Consider the following 18,597-nt stretch of genomic DNA (forward strand, 5'->3'; position numbering starts at 1 on the left):
GCGGGGACCTTTCGCGAGACAGCAGTGACGGCGCGGCGGTTGAAGCTCGGGCGTCGCGCTGATGGGTGAACGTATCGGCAGACGATCACTTGTCACAAGTTAATGCCGCGCAGATCACGTGAAGATCACAGAGGTGAGGGTGTGTCATGTTTGCGGCGGGGAAGGCTCGCTCGTCGCACACGAGCCCCCGCGCGCGTCACCGCTCGGGTGTGAACTCCACGGGCAGGGTGCGCAGTCCGCGCATGATGAGGCCGCCGCGCCAGCGCAGGTCCGCGGGGTCCGCGCCGAGGCGGAGGTCCGGGAGGCGGGTGAGGAGCGTGGCGAGCGCGGTCTGGCCCTCCAGCCGGGCGAGCGGGGCGCCCAGGCAGTAGTGGATGCCATGGCCGTACCCGAGGTGCTGGTTGTCGCGGCGGGCGAGGTCCAGGGTGTCGGGGTCGGCGAACCGGGCCGGGTCGCGGTCGGCGGCGGCGAGCACGACGAGGACCGGGTCGCCGGGGGCGATGTCCTGTCCGCCGATGGTGAGCGGCCGGGTGGCGAAGCGCCAGGTGGCCAGCTCCACCGGGCCGTCGTAGCGCAGGAGTTCCTCGACCCCCGTCTCCAGCAGGCCGCGCTCGCCGGCCGCCAGGGAGCGCTGGAGGCGCTCGCGCTGTTCCGGGTGGGTGAGCAGGGCATAGGTGCCGTTGCCGATGAGATTGACGGTGGTCTCGAAACCGGCGAACAGCAGGATGAACGCCATCGCCGCGGCCTCGTTCTCGGTCAGGTGCTCACCGTGGTCCGAGGCGCGGATCAGGCCCGAGATCAGGTCCTCGCCGGGCGCGGGCTCGGCGGGCAGGGCCTCCCGCTTGCGGTGGATGAGGTCGGCGAGATAGCCGCGCATCTTCTTCACCGAGCGCGCCACACCCCCGCGCGGACCCCCGCCGTGCCGGATCATCATGCCCGCCCAGTCCCGGAAGTCGTCCTGGTCCTCGCGCGGTACGCCGAGCATGTCGCAGATGGCGTAGATGGGCAGCGGGAAGGCGAACTCGTGGATGAGGTCGGCGGAGCCCTTGGCGGCGAACCCGTCGATGAGCCGGTCGGTCAGCTCCTGCACGCGCGGCGCGAACTCCGCCACGCGCCGCGGCGTGAACGCCTTGGAGACCAGGCGGCGCAGCCGGGTGTGGTCCGGCGGGTCGATGTTGAGCAGATGCGTCATCAGCTCCGCCTTGCGCTCCCCGGGGATGCCCGTCTTGCCCTTGGCGTGCGCGGGCTCGTCGTGGTGCGCGGGGTTCTTCGACAGCCGCTGGTCGGCGAGCGCCTGCTTGGCGTCGGCGTACCGGGTGACCAGCCAGGCCTCCACCCCGCTGGGCAGCCGTGTCCGGTGCACCGGGGCGTGCTCGCGGAGCCAGGCGTAGGCGGGGTAGGGGTCGGTGGCGAACTCCCAGGTGAAGAGTTCGGGGGCGGGGGTCGCCGGGGCCGCGGGGTGGGGCTGGGGGTGGGGCTGGTCGGTCACGTCGTCGACCGTATCCGCTCCTCGTGGGCGATGATCGCGTCCCGGTACGCCCGCGCCGCCGCGCGCAGGGCCGCCTCCGGGTCGGTGCCCTCGGCCTCGGCGCGTGCCGCCAGGGCCAGCAGCTCGTAGCCGATGCCCTCGGACGCCGGCAGGGGGACGTCGAGCCCCGCCGTGCGCACCCGGGAGGCCAGCTTCGCGGCGAGGGCGAGGCCGGGCTGGTGCAGGGGGACGCCCTCGGTCACCGAGGTGCGCCGCTTCTCCTCGGCCTTGGTGCGCATCCAGTGCTCCTTGACCTCCTCCGGGGTGGAGGCCGTCTCGTCCCCGAAGACGTGCGGATGCCGGTGGATCAGCTTGGCGACGATGCCGCCGGCCACGTCGTCGATGGAGAACGGCGCCTCCGGGTCCTCCTCGGCGATGCGGGCGTGGAAGACGACCTGGAGCAGGACGTCGCCGAGTTCCTCGCGGAGCTCGTCGCGGTCGCCGTCCTCGATGGCCTCGACGAGTTCGTACGCCTCCTCGATGGCGTACTTCGCCAGACCCTTGTGGGTCCGCTGGGACGACCACGGGCACTCCGCGCGGATGCGGTCCATCACCTGCACGAGGTCGAGGAGCCGGGCACCGGGCAGGTCGTAGGAGGCGGGCAGCAGCTCCAGCTCGGGCATCCGGACCCGGCCGGAGCCGGCGAGCCGGGCCAGGCCGTCCGTCAGGGCGGGCTCGCCCTCGCCGGTGGCGACCACGACCACGGTGTGTCCGCCGGCGCACGCGTCGACCAGCTCCTCGGCGGTCGGGGCGGCCTCGTCGACCGCTATGCCCGCCTCCCGCAGGTAGGGCAGCTGCGGGTGAGCACCGTCCGCGCACAGGACGCGGTCGGCGGTGTGCAGCGCCTGCCACGCGGGCCAGGAGAGCAGACCGGGGGCGACGCGGTGGCTGGTGGTGAGCAGGACGACGCGGCCGGGGGCGGTGGGGTCCGGGGCGCCTTCGAGGCTGGTTGCGTTCACGATCCGAACGTAACCCACCCGACCGACGGACCTCAGAAGTTATCCACAGGACCGGTGCGATCATCGGATCATCGGCGATCCGCCTCACTCGCCGGCGGTGCCATGCCGTTCCCCGGCGGTGCCGGACCGTTCCTGCTCAGCGATCAGGCCGCGCCGCGGGCCGCCTCACGCCGTCTGCTGCGTCTGCGCCGTCGTGACCTCCCGCACCCACGGCGTCTTCGCGTCGACGCGGCTGCTCTTCTCCACGTCCCAGGTGCCGTAGCGCGGGTTGAGGTCGACGCCGAGCTTCGCGGAGGCCTCCGAGAGGGCCTTCCAGAAGGCGGGCTGGCTGGTGTCGGTGCCGAGCTTGGAGGCGAGCTTCTGGGCCTCCAGCTGGAGGCGCAGGTTCTCGTCCAGCCGCTCCGGCGCCACGCTGTACTGCTGGAGCCAGGCGGTCTCCAGCGCCTTGGACCCGCCGACCTGCTGCTCCAGGCCGGAGCGCATCTCCTGGACCTCCTTGCGGGTCACGGTGATGCCGGCGTCCTGGGCCGCCTGGTGCAGCACCCGGTCGAGGACCATGCCGTGCAGGGTGTCGCGGGTGAGGCTGCCGGTCTTGGCGATGGCCTGCGCGTACTGCGCCTCGTCGGCCACCGCGGCGCGCTGGGCCGCGCGCACCTCGTCGACCCGGTTCTCCAGCTGGGCGACGGTGATCCGCTGGTCCCCGACGACGGCCGCCGCGCCGGGATGCGCATCGTTTCCGCAGGCGGTGAGCAGGGGTGCCGCGGCGATCGCGGCGGACAGGAGGAGCGCGGTGCGACGGCGGCGGTGCAAGGAAACCTCCCGAGGAGATTGTGCGACGGTGCACAAAGTCTTGCGGTGATCGATGGTAGGCAGGGGACCGGCTCTGGCCAACCCATTCGACCAACGATTCACCGCCACTTCCGGCACCGCCGCGCCGCGCCGCCTGCGGCCGGTGGCTAGCGCACCTGCCCCAGCCACTGCAACGTCCGCCGCACCTCCGCCGCCAGCGGGTGTCCGGGACCGCCGAAGCGTTCGACGTCGTGCAGCAGGCGGACGAGGGTGTCGTGGGCGGCCGCCCGGTCGCCGAGGGCGAGGAGGAGGTGGCCGATGCGGCGGCGGACGTCGTGGGCCAGTTCCGGGTCGCCGGAGACGTACTGGTTCTCGTAGTACGGCAGCAGCGCCCGGTACTCGGCGAGCGCCGCCGCCGGTTCGCCGAGCTGCTCCAGGCACTGCGCGGCGTCGTGGCGGAAGCGGAGCGACTGCGGGTCGGCCTGGCCGGCCTCGGCGGCGCGTTCTTCGGCGAGCCGGCGCAGTTCGGGCAGCGCGCGCCGGTACTGGCCGTCGTCCATGAGCGTCGCGGCGTACTGCTTGCGCAGGGTGCGCACGACCGGGGAGTGCTCGCCGTGCTGTTCGGCGGCGGCGGGCAGGATCGCGCCGAGGATGTCCACGGCCTGGGTGATGCGGCCCTCGCCGAGCAGCCGCTTGACCTCGTCGACGGCGCCCGCGACATCGGGCTTCTCGGCGACGCTCGGAACCGGCGTGACGGGGGCGGGCTGCGGCGCGGGCGTGCGGGGGCGGTCCGGCCACGGCGCGTGCGGGCGTACGAAGGGGCGCGTGGGGTCGAGGGGCGCCCCGGTGGGTGTCCCGCGCGCGGGGAGCAGCAGCGCCAGCTCCTCGTACACCTCCTGCGCGGACGCGGGCCGGTGCTGCGGGTCCTTGGCGAGCAGCCGCAGGACCAGGCTCTCCAGCGCCTCGGGCACCTCGGGGCGGATCCGGCGCACGGGCAGCGGCGGCTCGTAGAGGTGGCGGTGCAGGACGCCGAGCGCCGTGGAGCCCGCGAACGGCACGTCGCCGCTGAGCAGTTCGTGCAGCAGGACGCCGAGCGCGTACAGGTCGGTGTACGGGCCGACCGCGCCGCCCATCGCCTGCTCGGGCGCCATGTAGGCGGGCGAGCCGATCGGTGAGCCGGTGTGCGTCAGCCGCGTGGTGTCGCTGTCCATGACGGAGGCGACGCCCAGGTCGAGCACGGTGACCGTGCCGTCCTGCTTGACCATCACGTTGCGCGGCTTGAGGTCGCGGTGCACGATCGGCACGGCGTGCACGGCGCTCAGCACGGCGCACAGTTGGGCCGCGACCGCCACCGCCCACTGCCACGGGTACGGGTCGTGCTCGGCGAGGTGGTCGGAGAGGTCGGCGCCGTCCACGTACTGCATGACGAGGAACAGCTCCTCGCCCTCGCTGCCCGCGTCGTGCACGGTCACCAGGCCGGGGTGGTCGACCTGGGCGGTCACCCGGCACTCGCGCACGAAACGGCGGCGCAGCTCGTCGGCCTCCTGACCGGCCACCTTGTCGGGGCGCAGCAGCTTCACCGCCACACGGCGGTCGAGGCGCCGGTCGTAGGCCGTCCAGACCTGGCCCATGCCGCCCTGCCCGATGAGCGTGGCCAGTTCGTACCGGCCGGCGACGACGCGTCCTGTCGCCACGGTCACCTTCCGCCCTCGTGGTCGCCGTCCTGTCTGCGCAGGAGCTCGCTGAGTTCGTCGAGTTCGGCGCGCACCTGGTCGATCCGGGCGGGCGCGGGGCGCTGCGGCGGCGGGGACTGGGGCGGCGGGGTGCTCGGGGTGTACGTCTGCGTCATGGGGTGGGGCTGGGGCAGCGGCGGCTGCGGCACGGGCGCGCTCGGGTACGGCGACGCCGGCTGCGGGTAGCCGTACGGCGTCGGGACCGTCTGGGCGTGAGGCGGCGCGTAACCCGCGGTCAGGCGCGCCGCGTTGTGGAACATCATGTCGGCGACCAGGAACCAGGCGGTGGCGGCGACGCCGAAGATCAGGACCACGGCCAGCGCGATGTCGCCCCTGACGTCGGTTTCCTTCACCGTGCCGACGACGGCGAAGCAGGTGATGGTCAGGGGCAGACTGAGCCAGGCCGCCGCCCAGTCGAACCACCGCCCGCGCAGAATCGCGATCCGGAACAGCGGCACGCACGCGAGGATCCCGCACGAGAGGAATCCGGCCGCCGCGAACAGCACGCGCAGGGTGATGACGGTACCCGCGCTGCGGGTGGGCGGCGCCGCGCCGTGGCCGTACATGACTGCTCCTGGGCCGGGGGTTCGATATCGGAGTCCGAGCGTATAGGCCGACTCGGACAACCGGTCCCGGGTTGTACCGAACCGTTGTCGCGCTGATCACTTCCCGGTTCAGTCCGGCGTGACCGTGCCGTCCGTCAAGCCGTCGTACATGCCGCGCACGAGCTGCTCCCCGAGCCGGCTCGCGTGGCGCAGCGCCCGCTCGAACTCGTCGAGGGCGCGGAAACGCGCGCCGTAGCGCCGTTGTTCGTCGAGCGGGAGCCGGGGCAGCTGCAGGCGGCGCACGTCGAGCCGGGTGGCGGTGGAGGCGTAGCTGCTGGCCTGGCGGTTGTTGGCGGTGCCGCGCAGGAAGCCGGCGAGGAACCAGGGGTCGAGCGCGGTGGGATCGGGCCGCAGCAGCACCAGGTTGCGCCCCAGGGCGGCGCCCCCGGTCGCGTCGTCGATCACGCGCGCCACTGCGCCGCCGCCGAGCACCGGCACGACGACGTCGCCGGGCTCCGTCAGCACCGCCTCCTCCTCGCTCTCGGGCAGGCTCCCGGAGGGTGCCGTCCCGGCGAGGACGTCATGGTCGGTGAGGACGGGCACGCGCGTGGGGCCGCCGTGTCCGCCCGTCCGCATCACCAGGGCGCCCCCGCGCGCGAGTTCGCCCACGGTGGTGAGCGGCCAGCGCGCGGGCTGCGCGGACGGCGCGGGCGACGGGGTGAGGTCGGCGGTCAGCCGCAGGGTCTCGCCGAGGCGGGTGCGCACCGCCGTCAGCTGTTCGGCGCCGTCGGCCGCCGTCGGGGGCGGGAGATGACGGGCCGGGGCGAAGTCCACGTCGTCGTCGAGGAGTTCGATGACCGGTACGGAGCGCGCCAGGCCCGGCCGTTCCTGGAGGGTGCCGACGCGGTCGAAGGCCTGCCAGGCGTCGAGGACGGCGTCCCGCACGGCCTGCCAGTCGGGTCCGCCACGCCCCTCCGTGGCGAACTGCCCGGCGTCCGCGAGCAGCACCTCGGGCCGCGCGGGCGTCGTGCCGGGCCGCCGCAGCACCCACAGGTGCAGGGGGATGTTGTACGGCGGTGCCGCGCCGACCGGCAGCGCGACGACGGCCCGCAGCGCGCCGCGGCGCAGCAGGTCGGCGCGGATGCGGCGGCCGGAGCGGCGGGAGGCGGCGGCGGGCGGCATGAGCAGCACGGCCGTGCCGCCGTCCCGCAGGCGGGCCAGCGCGTGCTGCACCCAGGCCAGCTCGGACTCGGTGCGGGCCGGGAAGCCGTACTCCCAGCGCGGGTCGTAGGCCAGTTCGTCGTGGCCCCAGTTGCGCTCGTTGAACGGCGGATGGCACAGGACGGCGTCGGCGCGCAGCTCCGGGTAGGCGTCCGCGCGCAGGGTGTCGCCGGCGGCCGCGCGGACGGTGGACGGGCTGTGCAGGGCGAGCCGGAACGCGGTGAGCGCGGCGAGGTCGGCCGCGCTGTCCTGGGCGTACAGCTCCCGGTCGGGCCGGGCGGCGGCGCGCAGCAGGGCGCCGGTGCCACAGGCAGGGTCGAGGACGGTGCGGGCGGGACCGGCGAGGTCGGCCATGAGGCGGGCCAGCTCGGCGGGGGTGAGCGTGTACTGGCGCGGGTTGGCGTCGAGGTGCCGGCCGAGCAGGAACTCGAAGGTCTGCCGTGCGCCCAGCTCGGCGGCCAGTTCGGCGGCGCCGCGCAGGAGGGGGGCGGAGGGGAGGAGGCCCGGGCCGGTGGGGAGGTGAACGGCGAGCGCGCTGTTCACGGGCCGCGGGTTCACGGGCTGCGGGTTCACAGGCCGCGGGTTCACAGGCCGCGGGTTCACAGGCTGTGGAGAGTTCACAGGGCCCGGGGTCTTCACAGGCTGTTGAGTGTTCACAGGGCCCGGGGTGTTCACAGCGGCGCCCTCGCCGAACCGCGCCACGATCACCTGCTCCAGCGCCCCGGGCAGCAGCTCCGCGAGCCGCTCGTCGGACCCGGCGCTCACCTCCAGCCACACCGTCGGCCGGTCGTGGATGAGCAGCAGCACACACCCCGCGTGCGCGAGCGCGGTGACCGGCCCCTCCGGGTGCCCGGCGAGCTGCTGCCAGACGCGTTCGCGCAGCGGGACCTCGGCGAGTTTGCCCTGGCGGCGCAGCCATGCCTCGACCTCGGCGAGGGCGAAGGAGGGGCTGGTCTCCGTGCCGCCGACCGGCTTGGGGAAGTCGGCGTGCCGGCGGCGCCAGTTGCTCACGGCGGCCCGGCCGACGCCGGCGAGCCGGGCGATCCCGGCGGCGGTCACCTCTGTCGCGTTGTCCTGCACCCCGCCCGCTCCCCTCGCCGCGTTCCGTGTGTGCGTCGAGCATACCGACGTACGCGAGATCCATCGATTCACGGGCGTGTACACAGCCGACTCTGTGAATCGTGTTGACTCGGTTCACAGCTCATGCTCTTATTGACCCAGCGAACGAGCGGCCGCCGGACGGAGGGGGTCGTCACGTCGGGGAGGGGAACAGTCATGGGCATGAAGGCCAAGGTCGCGCTGGGTGCCGTCGTGGGGGTCGTCGTCATCGGCGCCGTGTCGGCGAACGGCGGCGACGACGGCAGCGGCGAGGCGTCCGGCGGCGACAAGGGCTCTTCGGCGTCCGCGGGCCGCGAGCCCGGCGCCGGCAAGGACTCCGGTGCCGAGGCCGCCGCCGAGAAGGCCGAGAAGGAGGTCGCCTTCGAGGGAGACGGCGACTTCCAGGTCGGCTCGGACATCAAGCCCGGCACCTACCGCACCACCGGCAACACCGACGACATGTGCTATTGGGAGCGCGCCAAGGACGCCTCCGGCGAGATGGACTCCCTGCTGGCCAACGACAACGTCAGCGGTACGGGTTACGTCGTCATCAAGGCCACCGACAAGATCTTCAAGTCGAGCGGCTGCAACGACTGGGAGGCCGTCGACACCAAGGCCAGGGGCGGCTCCCCGGCCGACACGATGGCCGGCAGCGGCGGCATGTTCAGAGTCGGTGTGGACATCGCCCCGGGCACGTACAAGTCGACCGGCAACACGGACGACATGTGCTACTGGGAGCGCGCCAAGGACGCCGAGCACTCCCTCGACTCGATCATCGCGAACAACAACGTGTCCGGCACGGCCGTCGTCACCATCAGCGCCTCGGACGCCTACTTCAAGACGTCCGGCTGCCAGGACTGGAAGAAGACCGCCTGAGCCGGCGGCTCACCGGGCGGCCGGCCTCCCCCGCCGGCCGCCCACCCCCCCGCACCACCGCATCTCACCACCAAGGAACTCCCATGCGCCGTACCACCCTCGCCGCTCTCTGCCTCGCCGCCGCGACCACCGTCGGCCTCACCGGCTGTCTGCCGGGCCAGGACTCGGCGGACGACAAGCCGAAGGGACCGTTCGCCGGGCTGACCGGTGGCGAGATCGCCGACCGCGCCGTCAAGGCCACGACCGGCGCCTCGTCGCTGCGGCTGGCCGGCCAGGTGCCCGACGAGGAGATGGGCACGATCAGCTTCGACGTGGCGGTGAACGACAAGGGCGAGTGCGCCGGAACCTTCGGCACGGGCGGCGGCAAGGTCGACCTCATCCAGACCGGCGACACGATGTACATGCGCTACGACGAGGCCTTCCTGCGCGCCCAGGGCAAGGGCGCGCCCGAGGCGGAGACCGACGCGGTCGTGGACATGATGGCCGGGAAGTGGACCAAGACGGCCGTGACGGGCGCCGACGCCGAGGACGTGCCGGAATTCTGCGACCTGGACGAACTGCTCGGCGACACCGACGACGTGAAGTCGGACGCCACGCGCGGCAAGACCACGACCGTCGACGGCACCCCGGCGATCGTCCTGCACGAGAAGGACGGCAAGGACCGCTACACGCTGTACGTCGCCACCGAGGGCAAGCCGTACCTGCTGCGGCTGGACAGCAAGAGCGCCGGTGAGCGGGACTCGCTGTTCTTCAGCGACTACGGCAAGCCGGTCCCGGCGAAGAAGCCCGCCGGCGAGATCATCGACCTGGACGCGCTCGCCGGCTGATCCCGCTCCCGTGATGCGGCGCGCCTACAGGGCGTGCCGCATCCACACATTGGGCTCCACGTAGACCGCGTACCCCTGCTCCGGCTCGCACCGCACCGGCACCAGCGCGCCGGGCACCTCGATGTCGCCCGCGGTGTCGAAGGGCAGCCCGGTCCACCGGCGCCACTGCTCCAGTGAGCCGGAGACGGTCATCGAGGCCGGTGCCACGGAATGGACGGTGGCACCGGCCCGGGCGTGCACGCGCAGCCAGGGGTCGTGCGGAAGCCCGTCGGGGCGCACCCGGCGGGCGTACTCCTCCATGGGGGTACGCGGCTCCAGGTGCTTGGCGTTGGGGCGCACGGGGGCGACGACCTCGCGGAAGCCGAGGGCGCGGGCGTTGTCGCGCATCGCCGCGAGCATCACCGCGGACAGGCCGCGGCCCTGGGCGTGCGGGGCGACGGAGACGGAGATCGCGCTCACGGTGTCCGGACGGACTCCTCGGCGCAGATCGGAGAAGGCCCACACGAGGACCGCGTCCCAGCCACGGGCGGGCAGTTCACCGCGGCCGTCGGCGGCGAGGGCGAACGGCACGCTGTAGGCGTTCGCGACGACCTCGCCCCGCTCGTCCTCGGCGAACAGCACGTACTGCGGGAGTTCGGTGGCTATCCGCGGGAAGTGGGCCCAGCCCACCGGGTCCTCGAGCACGAACTCCGGCCAGCTGTCCGCCATTCCGACGACGCGCTGCAGCATGTCGGGACGCTCGGCCAGGCTCGACACCTTCCATTCCATGGGGGTCACCGTAGGCCGGACACGGGACACCGAAAACCGGTTTTCGCTCAGTCGGCGTGGAACCGCGGCGGTGCCTTCGTCGGGCTGCCGCCCGACGGCAGCTCCTGGTCCGGGCAACGGGAGAGCACGCGCCGCATCGCGGCCTTCTCGGCGGAGGTCACCCACAGGCCGTACTTCTTCTTCACCGCGACCTGCGCGGCGACGTACGTGCACCGGTACGCCTTGTTCGGCGGCAGCCAGGTCGCCGTGTCGCCGTCGCCCTTGGCGCGGTTGGTGCCGGCGTCGACGGCGAGGAGGTTGAGCGGGTCGTTGGCGAAGGCGATGCGCTTGCTCGGGTCCCACTGGCCGGCGCCCTTCTGCCAGGCGTCGGAGAGGGCGACGACATGGTCGATGTCGACCCTACTGCGACCGCGGACGAAGGTGACGTCCCGGCCGGTGTAGGGGTCGGGGTCCAGCGTGCCGGAGGCCACCTCGCAGCGGCCGTCGCCGAACCGGACGTCGGTGAGGTCCCGGCGGAGGATGTCGTCGCGGGTGCCGCAGCGGTTGGAGTCGGTGTCGGCCCAGGGGCTGCCGAACCGGTCCCGGTCGTAGCCGGTCTTCGGTGCGCGGCCCTTGACGGGCAGCGCCTCCGCGGCCGCGAGGGCCGCTCCCCCGCCGGTGGCCTCCTCCGGGCCGCCGGCTCCCGTGGTCGACCCGGTGCAGCCGGTCACCGTGCACAGCAGCGTCACGGCGACGGCCGCCGTCCCGCCCCTCAGACGCCTCACGTGGCGTTCCTCCCCTTATTCAACTCGGCATCCCGGACATCTCGGGCGTATCGTCGGTTTTGAGTCATCCCCGGAAGGAGCTCTGGATGGGCATCTTCGACAGGTTCAAGAGCCACGCCGCGCGGGACAAGGCCAAGCAGGCCTCCGACGCCGCGGAACGCAAGGTCAACGAGAGGACGGGCAACAAGTACGAGCAGCAGGTCGACGACGCCCAGCAGCAGGTCGAAGGCCGGCTCGGCATGGACCGCAAGAGGCCCGACGAACAGCAGTAGGGCCGCCGTCCCCCTGGCACCGCGAGCCGCCCGCGGGGTACACGGGCGGCTCGCGCCATGTCGCTACGACCCCAGCACCGACGTCAGGAACTCCCCGACCCAGGCCAGCAGTTCCCGCCCGACCAGCGGCTTCCCGCCGACCTTCGCGGTCTTGGGGCGCGGCACCAGGACCTGATGCACCGCCGGCTTGATGACCGTACCCGGGTACAGCCGCTTGAGCCGCAGCTCCTGCGACTCGCGCAACTCCACCGGCGCGAAGCGGATGTTGGTGCCCTGGAGGACGATCTCGCCGACGCCGCACGCGCGCGCGAGCATCCGCAGCCCGGCCACCAGCAGCAGGTTCTCCACCGGCTCCGGCAACTTGCCGTACCGGTCGACGAGTTCCTCCCGTACGGCCTTGATGTCCTCCTCCGTGTTGGCGGAGGCGATGGCGCGGTACGCCTGGAGGCGCAGCCGCTCGCCCGGCGCGTAGTCGTGCGGGACGTGCGCGTCGACGGGCAGCTCGATCTTGACCTCGAGCGGCGCCTCCTCCTCGATCTCCCCGGTCTCCAGCTGCCGCCGGTAGTCCGCGACCGCCTCGCCGACCATCCGCACGTACAGGTCGAAGCCGACGCCCGCGATGTGGCCGGACTGCTCGCCGCCGAGCAGGTTGCCCGCGCCGCGGATCTCCAGGTCCTTCATCGCCACGTACATGCCCGCGCCCATCTCGGTGTGCTGGGCGATGGTCGCGAGCCGCTCGTGCGCGGTCTCCGTCAGCGGCTTCTCCGGCGGGTACAGGAAGTACGCGTAGCCGCGCTCGCGGCCACGGCCGACGCGGCCGCGCAGCTGGTGCAGCTGGCTGAGGCCGAAGGTGTCGCCGCGCTCCACGATCAGCGTGTTCGCGTTGGAGATGTCGATGCCGGACTCGACGATCGTCGTCGACACCAGTACGTCGAACTTCTTCTCCCAGAAGTCGACGACGACCTGTTCCAGAGCCGTCTCCGACATCTGGCCGTGGGCGGTCGCGATGCGCGCCTCGGGCACGATGTCCCGCAGCCGGGCCGCCGCGCGGTCGATCGACTCGACCCGGTTGTGGATGTAGAAGACCTGGCCCTCGCGCAGCAGCTCACGGCGGATCGCCGCGCCGATCTGCTTCTCCTCGTACGGACCGACGAAGGTGAGCACCGGGTGCCGCTCCTCCGGCGGGGTCGTGATCGTCGACATCTCGCGGATGCCGGTCACGGCCATCTCCAGGGTGCGCGGGATCGGCGTCGCCGACATCGTCAGCACGTCCACATTGGCCCGCAGCTTCTTCAGCTGCTCCTTGTGCTCGACGCCGAAGCGCTGCTCCTCGTCGACGATGACCAGACCGAGGTCCTTGAACTTGGTCTCGGAGGAGAAGAGGCGGTGCGTGCCGATGACCACGTCCACCGAGCCTTCGCGCAGCCCCTCCAGGACCGCCTTGGCCTCGGTGTCGGTCTGGAAGCGGGAGAGCGCCCGCACGTTCACCGGGAACTGCGCGTACCGCTCGCTGAACGTCCCGAAGTGCTGCTGCACCAGCAGCGTGGTCGGCACCAGCACCGCGACCTGCTTGCCGTCCTGGACGGCCTTGAAGGCGGCGCGGACGGCGATCTCCGTCTTGCCGTAGCCGACGTCGCCGCAGATCAGGCGGTCCATGGGGACCGATTTCTCCATGTCCTCCTTGACCTCGGCGATGGTCGTGAGCTGGTCCGGGGTCTCCGCGTACGGGAAGGCGTCCTCGAGCTCACGCTGCCACGGGGTGTCCGGCGCGAAGGAGTGCCCAGGAGCCGCCATACGGGCGCTGTAGAGCTTGATCAGGTCTGCGGCGATCTCCTTGACCGCCTTCTTGGCGCGCGCCTTTGTCTTGGTCCAGTCGGCGCCGCCCAGCCGGTGCAGGGTGGGCGCCTCGCCTCCGACGTACTTGGTGATCTGCTCCAGCTGGTCGGTCGGGATGTACAGCCGGTCGCCGGGCTGGCCGCGCTTGGCGGGGGCGTACTCCACCACCAGGTACTCGCGGGTGGCGCCCTGCACGGTGCGCTGCACCATCTCGATGTAGCGGCCGACGCCGTGCTGCTCGTGGACGATGTAGTCGCCCGGCTCCAGGGTGAGCGGGTCGATCGTCTTACGGCGCCGCGCGGGCATGCGGGCGCCCTCCCGGCCGGCCGCCTTCTGCCCGGACAGGTCGGTCTCGGTGAGCACCGCCAGCTTGAGGTGCGGGTCGACGAAGCCGTTGTCGATGGAGCCGCACGCCACGTGCACGACCGACGGGGAGATCTCGGCGAGGTCGGCCTCCAGACGGGCCGCGATGCCCTCGCCGCCGAGCACCTCGACGGTACGGGCGGCCGGGCCGTGGGCCTCGGTGACGTAGACCGTGCGCCAGCCGTCGGCGAGCCAGCCCTTGGTGTCGGCGAGCGCCTTGGCGGTGTCGCCGCGGTAGGTCTCCGGGGCGTGCATGCCGAGCTTCAACGTATCCGCGTCCAGCTCTTCGTCCGCGGCGAACGGCGACACCGACCACCACATCATGTCCAGCTCGCGCGCGCGGTCGCGGACGTCGGCGATGGACCACAGGGAGGCCGCGCCCACGTCGATGGGCGCCTCGCCGCCGCCGGCGGTGGCCGCCCAGGAGGCCTGGAGGAACTCCTGCGAGGTGGCGACGAGGTCCGACGCGCGCGTGCGCACCCGCTCCGGGTCGCAGACGACGGCCATGGCGCCCTTGGGCAGCACGTCGAGCAGCAGCTCCATGTCGTCGACGAGGACCGGGGCCAGCGACTCCATGCCCTCGACGGCGATGCCCTCGGCGATCTTGCCGAGGAGTTCGCCCAGCTCCGGGTGCTGTTCGGCGAGGGCGGCCGCGCGCGTGCGGACGTCCTCCGTGAGCAGCAGCTCGCGGCAGGGCGGGGCCCACAGGCCGTGCTCGGCGACCTCCAGGGAGCGCTGGTCGGCGACCTTGAAGTAGCGGATCTCCTCGACGTCGTCACCCCAGAACTCGATGCGCAGGGGGTGTTCCTCGGTGGGCGGGAACACGTCGAGGATGCCGCCGCGGACCGCGAACTCGCCGCGCTTCTCGACCAGCTCCACGCGCGCGTACGCGGCGGCGGCGAGGGCGTCCACGACCTCGTTCAGATCGGCCGTCCGGCCCGACTTCAGGGACACGGGCTCCAGGTCGCCGAGGCCCTTGACCTGCGGCTGGAGCACGGACCGTACGGGCGCGACGACGACCGAGACCGGGCCGGTCTCGGGGTCGTCGGGGCTGGGGTGGGCCAGGCGGCGCAGCACGGCGAGCCGGCGGCCCACGGTGTCGCTGCGCGGGGAGAGCCGCTCGTGCGGCAGGGTCTCCCAGGAGGGGTACTCCACCACGCCGTCCGGCGGCAGCAGCGAGCGCAGCGCCGCCGCCAGGTCCTCGGCCTCGCGGCCCGTCGCCGTGACCGCGAGGACCGGGCGGCCGGACTCACGGGCCAGCGCGGCGATCGCGAAGGGGCGGGCCGCCGGGGGGCCGACCAGGTCGACGTGCATCCGGTTGCCGTCAGCGGCCGCGTTGATCGCTTCCGCGAGGGCGGCGTCCTTGACGACGGCGTCGAGCAGACCGTGCAGGCTCATGGAGGGGCTATCCGTTCCGGTGATGGGCAACGCGAATCGCCCGACGCGTGATACGGCCGGGGGGTCTCCAGCGTACGACGCTGCGCTGGGCGGCGCCGGACCTGTGGATAACGTCCGCTTCCCGGTGTCCGGCGCTGCTGTCGCGTACCAGGGGGCCGCCGGAAAAAAGGCCCGGCGCCGAAGAGTCCCCTTGGACTCCCGGCGCCGGGCCTCCTCCGCAACCCCCGTATGCGGTGGCTAATCCGTGGCGATGGCGTTCAGGACGTTCATCCGGCCCGCGCGGAACGCCGGGATCAGCGCCGCGAACAGGCCCACGAAGGCCGAGCCGAGGAACACCCCGCCGATCGTCGGCCACGGGATGTCGAGGACCTTCAGGCCCTCCAGGGCGAGCAGCTGCTGCGCGGTGGCGCCCCAGCCGATCCCCAGCCCGAGCCCGAGCAGCGCGCCGAACAGGGCGATCACCACCGACTCCAGGCGGATCATGCGGCGCAGCTGGCGGCGCGAGAGGCCGATCGCCCGCATCAGGCCGATCTCCCGGGTCCGCTCCACCACCGACAGCGCCAGGGTGTTCACCACACCCAGGATCGCGACGATGATCGCGAGGGCCAGCAGGCCGTAGATCATGTTCAGGAGCTGCCCGATCTGGTCCTTCAGGGCCTCCTTGTAGTCGGTCTGGTCGCGGACCTGGAACTGCGGGTAGTCGTGCAGCGCGTCCTTGAGGGCCTGGTAGGCGGCCGCTTCCTGGCCGTCCTTCGCCGTGGCGAAGACGAGCACGTCGAGCGGCATCCGGTCGGCCGGCACGTACTTGCCCACCGTCGTGATGGACGCGTACATCGCGCCCTTGTCGACGACGACCTCGTCGCTGGTGATCGCGCGGACCGTGAGGGCCGCCGTCGTGCCGTCCCTGAAGTCGACCTTCACCGTGGAGCCGAGGCTGATGCCGTGCTCCTCGGCGAAGCCCTCGAAGACGGACATCGAGTCGGGCCGGTAGGCGTCGGCGAGATCGCCGGCCACCGTCTTGGTCCGCACGTCCTGCGCGTACGACGGGTCGGCGGCGTTGATCGTCTCGTTCTTCACCCGCTTGCCGTCGGGGGTGATCAGATCGGCGTCGAGCACCTTGTACTCGGTGACCCGCTCCAGCCCGTCCACCGCCTTCACGGCCTGCACGGCCTGCGGCGTGATCAGCTGTCCCTGGTCGTGCTGGACGATGAAGTCGGTGCCGACGGTCTTGTCGAGCTGGTCGGTCGCCGAGGCGACCATCGAGGAGCCGACCACCGACAGGCACGCCACCAGCGCGAGCCCGATCATCAGCGCGGCGCCCGTGGCACCCGTACGGCGCGGGTTGCGCAGCGCGTTGCGCTCGGCCATGCGCCCGACCGGCCCGAAGACCCGCAGCAGGACGACGCCCAGCACCCGTACGACACCGCTCGCGAGCACCGGTCCGACGACCACGAAGCCGATCAGCGTGGCCACCACGCCCACGCCCAGCCACAGCGAGCCGTCGCTCGCCTTGTCGGCGGAGCCGGCCAGGTAGAGGGCGTAGCCGCCCGCGCCGGTCAGCAGCAGGCCGATCACGGCCCGTACGGCACCGGCCTTGGCGTCGGCCGGGGCGCCCACCTCGCGCAGGGCGGCCATCGGCGACACCCTGCCCGCGCGGCGGGCCGGGAGGCCGGCGGCCAGGACGGTGACGACGACACCGAGGACCAGGCCGAGCACCGGGGTCGTCCAGGCGATCGTCAGGTCGTTCGTGGACAGCTCCATGCCCATCAGGCCCATGAGTTCCATGAGCCCGATCGCCAGCCCCACACCGGCGCCGACGCCGAGCACCGAGCCGACGACGCCCAGCAGCAGCGCCTCGACCAGCACGGACCGGTTGACCTGCGTACGGCTCGAGCCGATGGCCCGCATCAGGCCGATCTCGCGGGTGCGCTGGGCGACCAGCATCGAGAAGGTGTTGATGATCAGGAAGACGCCGACCAGGAAGGCGATCCCGGCGAAGCCGAGCATCGCGTACTTCATGACGCCCATGAAGTCGCCGAGTTCCTCGGCGTTGGCGTCGGCGACCTCCTTGGCGGTCTGCACCTTGTAGCCGCCGTCGAGCGCGGCCGAGACGTTCTTCTTCAGCTGCGCGTCGGTGACACCGGTCGCGGCGGTGACGTTGACGTTGGTGTAGACGCCGGTCTCGCCGACCAGGGCCTGCTGGGCGGTCCTGGTGTCCAGGTAGAACATCGCGGCACCGGGGTTGGTGACGGTGAAGTCCGCGATGCCGGAGATCTTCGCCTGGTGCGTGCCGACGGCCGTGATGACACCGATCTCGTCGCCGAGCTTCAGCCCGTGCTTGTCGGCGGTGTCCGCGTCGACCATCACCTGGCCGGCGCCCTCCGGGGCGGACCCGGAGGTGATCTCCATGGTGCGGGCGTCGTTGGCGTTCCAGTTGCCGACGATGGTCGGCGCGCCGCTGGTCGGCGAGAGGTTGTCCTTGTCGGCGTCGACGACGGTCACGGAGGTCGAGAAGACGGTCCCCTCCGCCGACTTCACGCCTTCGGCGCCGCGTACCTCGTCGAGGACGGAGGCGGGCATCACGGGCGGCTTGCCGTTGCCGGAGGTGGTCTCGCCGGTGTCCGAGGAGTTCTTCGCGCTGACCGTGACGTCGGAGGCGGTGGCGGCGAACAGCTTGTCGAACGTCGTGTTCATGGTGTCCGTGAACACCAGCGTCCCGCACACGAACGCCACCGACAGCAGCACCGCCACGGCCGACAGGGCCATCCGCCCCTTGTGCGCGAGGAAGTTGCGCATCGAGGTCTTCAGGACGGTCATGACGTACGCCCCCGGGCGTCGAAGTCCTTCATGCGGTCCAGGACCTGCTCGGCGGTCGGGTTGTACATCTCGTCGACGATCCGGCCGTCGGCGAGGTAGAGCACGCGGTCCGCGTACGAGGCGGCCACCGGGTCGTGCGTGACCATCACGATGGTCTGCCCCAGGTCGTCCACCGAGCGGCGCAGGAAGCCGAGGACTTCGGCGCCCGCGCGGGAGTCGAGGTTTCCGGTCGGCTCGTCACCGAAGATGATCTCGGGCCGCGCGGCCAGCGCCCGGGCCACGGCCACGCGCTGCTGCTGGCCGCCGGAGAGCTGGGTCGGCCGGTGCTTGAGCCGCCCGGCGAGCCCGACGGTGTCCACCACGCGCGCGAGCCACTCCTTGTCGGGCTTGCGGCCGGCGATGTCCATGGGCAGCGTGATGTTCTCGAGGGCGTTCAGCGTCGGCAGCAGGTTGAACGCCTGGAAGATGAACCCGATCCGGTCTCGCCGCAACTGGGTGAGCTTTTTGTCCTTCAGCCCGGTGATCTCGGTCTCGTCCAGGTAGATCTGACCGCTCGTCACGGTGTCGAGCCCGGCGAGGCAGTGCATCAGGGTGGACTTGCCGGACCCGGAAGGGCCCATGATCGCGGTGAACTGGCCGCGGGCGATGTCCACGTCGACATGGTCGAGGGCGACGACGCGGGTCTCCCCGGCCCCGTAGGCCTTGACGACCTGCCGCGCCCGCGCGGCAACGGCCGTACGCCCTCCAGTGCCCCCGTGCCTGGGAATGGTCACAGCCGATGTCACGGTATGTCTCCTATGTCG

At 72.2% G+C, this 18,597-nt stretch carries 14 protein-coding genes; 3 read left to right on the top strand and 11 right to left on the bottom strand.

The annotated features are described in order from the left end of the window. Positions 1–196 precede the first annotated feature (196 nt). From ACZ42A_RS10905 to ACZ42A_RS10930, 6 genes are all read right to left on the bottom strand, one after another. The gene (locus ACZ42A_RS10905) at positions 197–1,489 is read right to left on the bottom strand and encodes a cytochrome P450 family protein (RefSeq protein WP_468526853.1); all 1,293 of its coding nucleotides are present in this window, start codon (positions 1,487–1,489) and stop codon (positions 197–199) included. Beyond that, on the bottom strand, positions 1,486–2,487 hold the full coding sequence (locus ACZ42A_RS10910; protein ID WP_468526854.1) for a nucleoside triphosphate pyrophosphohydrolase: 1,002 nt from the start codon (positions 2,485–2,487) through the stop codon (positions 1,486–1,488). Before ACZ42A_RS10910 ends, ACZ42A_RS10905 begins: the two co-directional genes overlap by 4 nt. Positions 2,488–2,652: 165 nt before the next feature. After that, complete coding sequence (locus ACZ42A_RS10915) at positions 2,653–3,297, bottom strand: SurA N-terminal domain-containing protein (RefSeq protein WP_468526855.1); 645 nt, start codon at positions 3,295–3,297, stop codon at positions 2,653–2,655. 146 nt (positions 3,298–3,443) lie between these two features. After that, positions 3,444–4,934, bottom strand: coding sequence for a protein kinase domain-containing protein (locus tag ACZ42A_RS10920; protein WP_468527280.1), 1,491 nt, complete (start codon positions 4,932–4,934; stop codon positions 3,444–3,446). Positions 4,935–4,972: 38 nt separating this feature from the next. After that, a complete protein-coding gene (locus ACZ42A_RS10925) occupies positions 4,973–5,575 on the bottom strand; it encodes a hypothetical protein (RefSeq protein WP_468526856.1) in 603 nt (200 codons plus the stop codon). A gap of 108 nt (positions 5,576–5,683) precedes the next feature. After that, positions 5,684–7,855 carry an N-6 DNA methylase gene (locus ACZ42A_RS10930; RefSeq protein WP_468526857.1) on the bottom strand — a complete coding sequence of 724 codons (2,172 nt, stop codon included), beginning with the start codon at positions 7,853–7,855 and terminating at the stop codon, positions 5,684–5,686. Positions 7,856–8,050: 195 nt separating this feature from the next. On the opposite strand from ACZ42A_RS10930, the gene ACZ42A_RS10935 reads away from it, so the two are divergent. Together ACZ42A_RS10935 and ACZ42A_RS10940 are read left to right on the top strand one after the other, a co-directional pair. After that, entirely contained in the window at positions 8,051–8,749 is a 699-nt protein-coding gene (locus tag ACZ42A_RS10935) for a hypothetical protein (RefSeq protein WP_468526858.1), read from the top strand. 83 nt (positions 8,750–8,832) lie between these two features. Then, the gene (locus ACZ42A_RS10940) at positions 8,833–9,576 is read left to right on the top strand and encodes a hypothetical protein (RefSeq protein WP_468526859.1); all 744 of its coding nucleotides are present in this window, start codon (positions 8,833–8,835) and stop codon (positions 9,574–9,576) included. Positions 9,577–9,600: 24 nt separating this feature from the next. On the opposite strand, the gene ACZ42A_RS10945 is transcribed toward ACZ42A_RS10940, so the two are convergent. Both ACZ42A_RS10945 and ACZ42A_RS10950 read right to left on the bottom strand, forming a co-directional pair. Beyond that, the gene (locus ACZ42A_RS10945; protein WP_468526860.1) at positions 9,601–10,344 is read right to left on the bottom strand and encodes a GNAT family N-acetyltransferase; all 744 of its coding nucleotides are present in this window, start codon (positions 10,342–10,344) and stop codon (positions 9,601–9,603) included. Between the two features lie 47 nt (positions 10,345–10,391). Beyond that, complete coding sequence (locus ACZ42A_RS10950) at positions 10,392–11,108, bottom strand: HNH endonuclease family protein (protein WP_468526861.1); 717 nt, start codon at positions 11,106–11,108, stop codon at positions 10,392–10,394. 86 nt (positions 11,109–11,194) lie between these two features. Between ACZ42A_RS10950 and ACZ42A_RS10955 the strand changes: the two genes are divergently transcribed. Further along, entirely contained in the window at positions 11,195–11,380 is a 186-nt protein-coding gene (locus ACZ42A_RS10955; RefSeq protein ID WP_468526862.1) for an Rv0909 family putative TA system antitoxin, read from the top strand. Positions 11,381–11,443: 63 nt separating this feature from the next. On the opposite strand, the gene mfd is transcribed toward ACZ42A_RS10955, so the two are convergent. The 3 genes from mfd to ACZ42A_RS10970 all read right to left on the bottom strand — a co-directional run bounded on the left by mfd (position 11,444) and on the right by ACZ42A_RS10970 (position 18,579). Next, the gene (mfd, locus tag ACZ42A_RS10960) at positions 11,444–14,977 is read right to left on the bottom strand and encodes a transcription-repair coupling factor (RefSeq protein WP_468526863.1); all 3,534 of its coding nucleotides are present in this window, start codon (positions 14,975–14,977) and stop codon (positions 11,444–11,446) included. Positions 14,978–15,214: 237 nt separating this feature from the next. Next, a complete protein-coding gene (locus tag ACZ42A_RS10965) occupies positions 15,215–17,794 on the bottom strand; it encodes an ABC transporter permease (protein WP_468526864.1) in 2,580 nt (859 codons plus the stop codon). After that, complete coding sequence (locus tag ACZ42A_RS10970) at positions 17,791–18,579, bottom strand: ABC transporter ATP-binding protein (RefSeq protein WP_468526865.1); 789 nt, start codon at positions 18,577–18,579, stop codon at positions 17,791–17,793. Before ACZ42A_RS10970 ends, ACZ42A_RS10965 begins: the two co-directional genes overlap by 4 nt. Positions 18,580–18,597: the final 18 nt, after the last annotated feature.

The organism is Streptomyces sp. NPDC030838, assembly GCF_055572035.1.

What these genes read in the sequence shown, in the direction of transcription:
- ACZ42A_RS10925 (WP_468526856.1), bottom strand. Translation starts at nt 5,575, where the DNA reads ATGTACGGCCACGGCGCGGCGCCGCCCACCCGCAGCGCGGGTACCGTC.
- ACZ42A_RS10935 (WP_468526858.1), top strand. Translation starts at nt 8,051, where the DNA reads ATGGGCATGAAGGCCAAGGTCGCGCTGGGTGCCGTCGTGGGGGTCGTC.
- ACZ42A_RS10940 (WP_468526859.1), top strand. Translation starts at nt 8,833, where the DNA reads ATGCGCCGTACCACCCTCGCCGCTCTCTGCCTCGCCGCCGCGACCACC.
- ACZ42A_RS10945 (WP_468526860.1), bottom strand. Translation starts at nt 10,344, where the DNA reads ATGGAATGGAAGGTGTCGAGCCTGGCCGAGCGTCCCGACATGCTGCAG.
- ACZ42A_RS10955 (WP_468526862.1), top strand. Translation starts at nt 11,195, where the DNA reads ATGGGCATCTTCGACAGGTTCAAGAGCCACGCCGCGCGGGACAAGGCC.
- mfd (WP_468526863.1), bottom strand. Translation starts at nt 14,977, where the DNA reads ATGAGCCTGCACGGTCTGCTCGACGCCGTCGTCAAGGACGCCGCCCTC.
- ACZ42A_RS10965 (WP_468526864.1), bottom strand. Translation starts at nt 17,794, where the DNA reads ATGACCGTCCTGAAGACCTCGATGCGCAACTTCCTCGCGCACAAGGGG.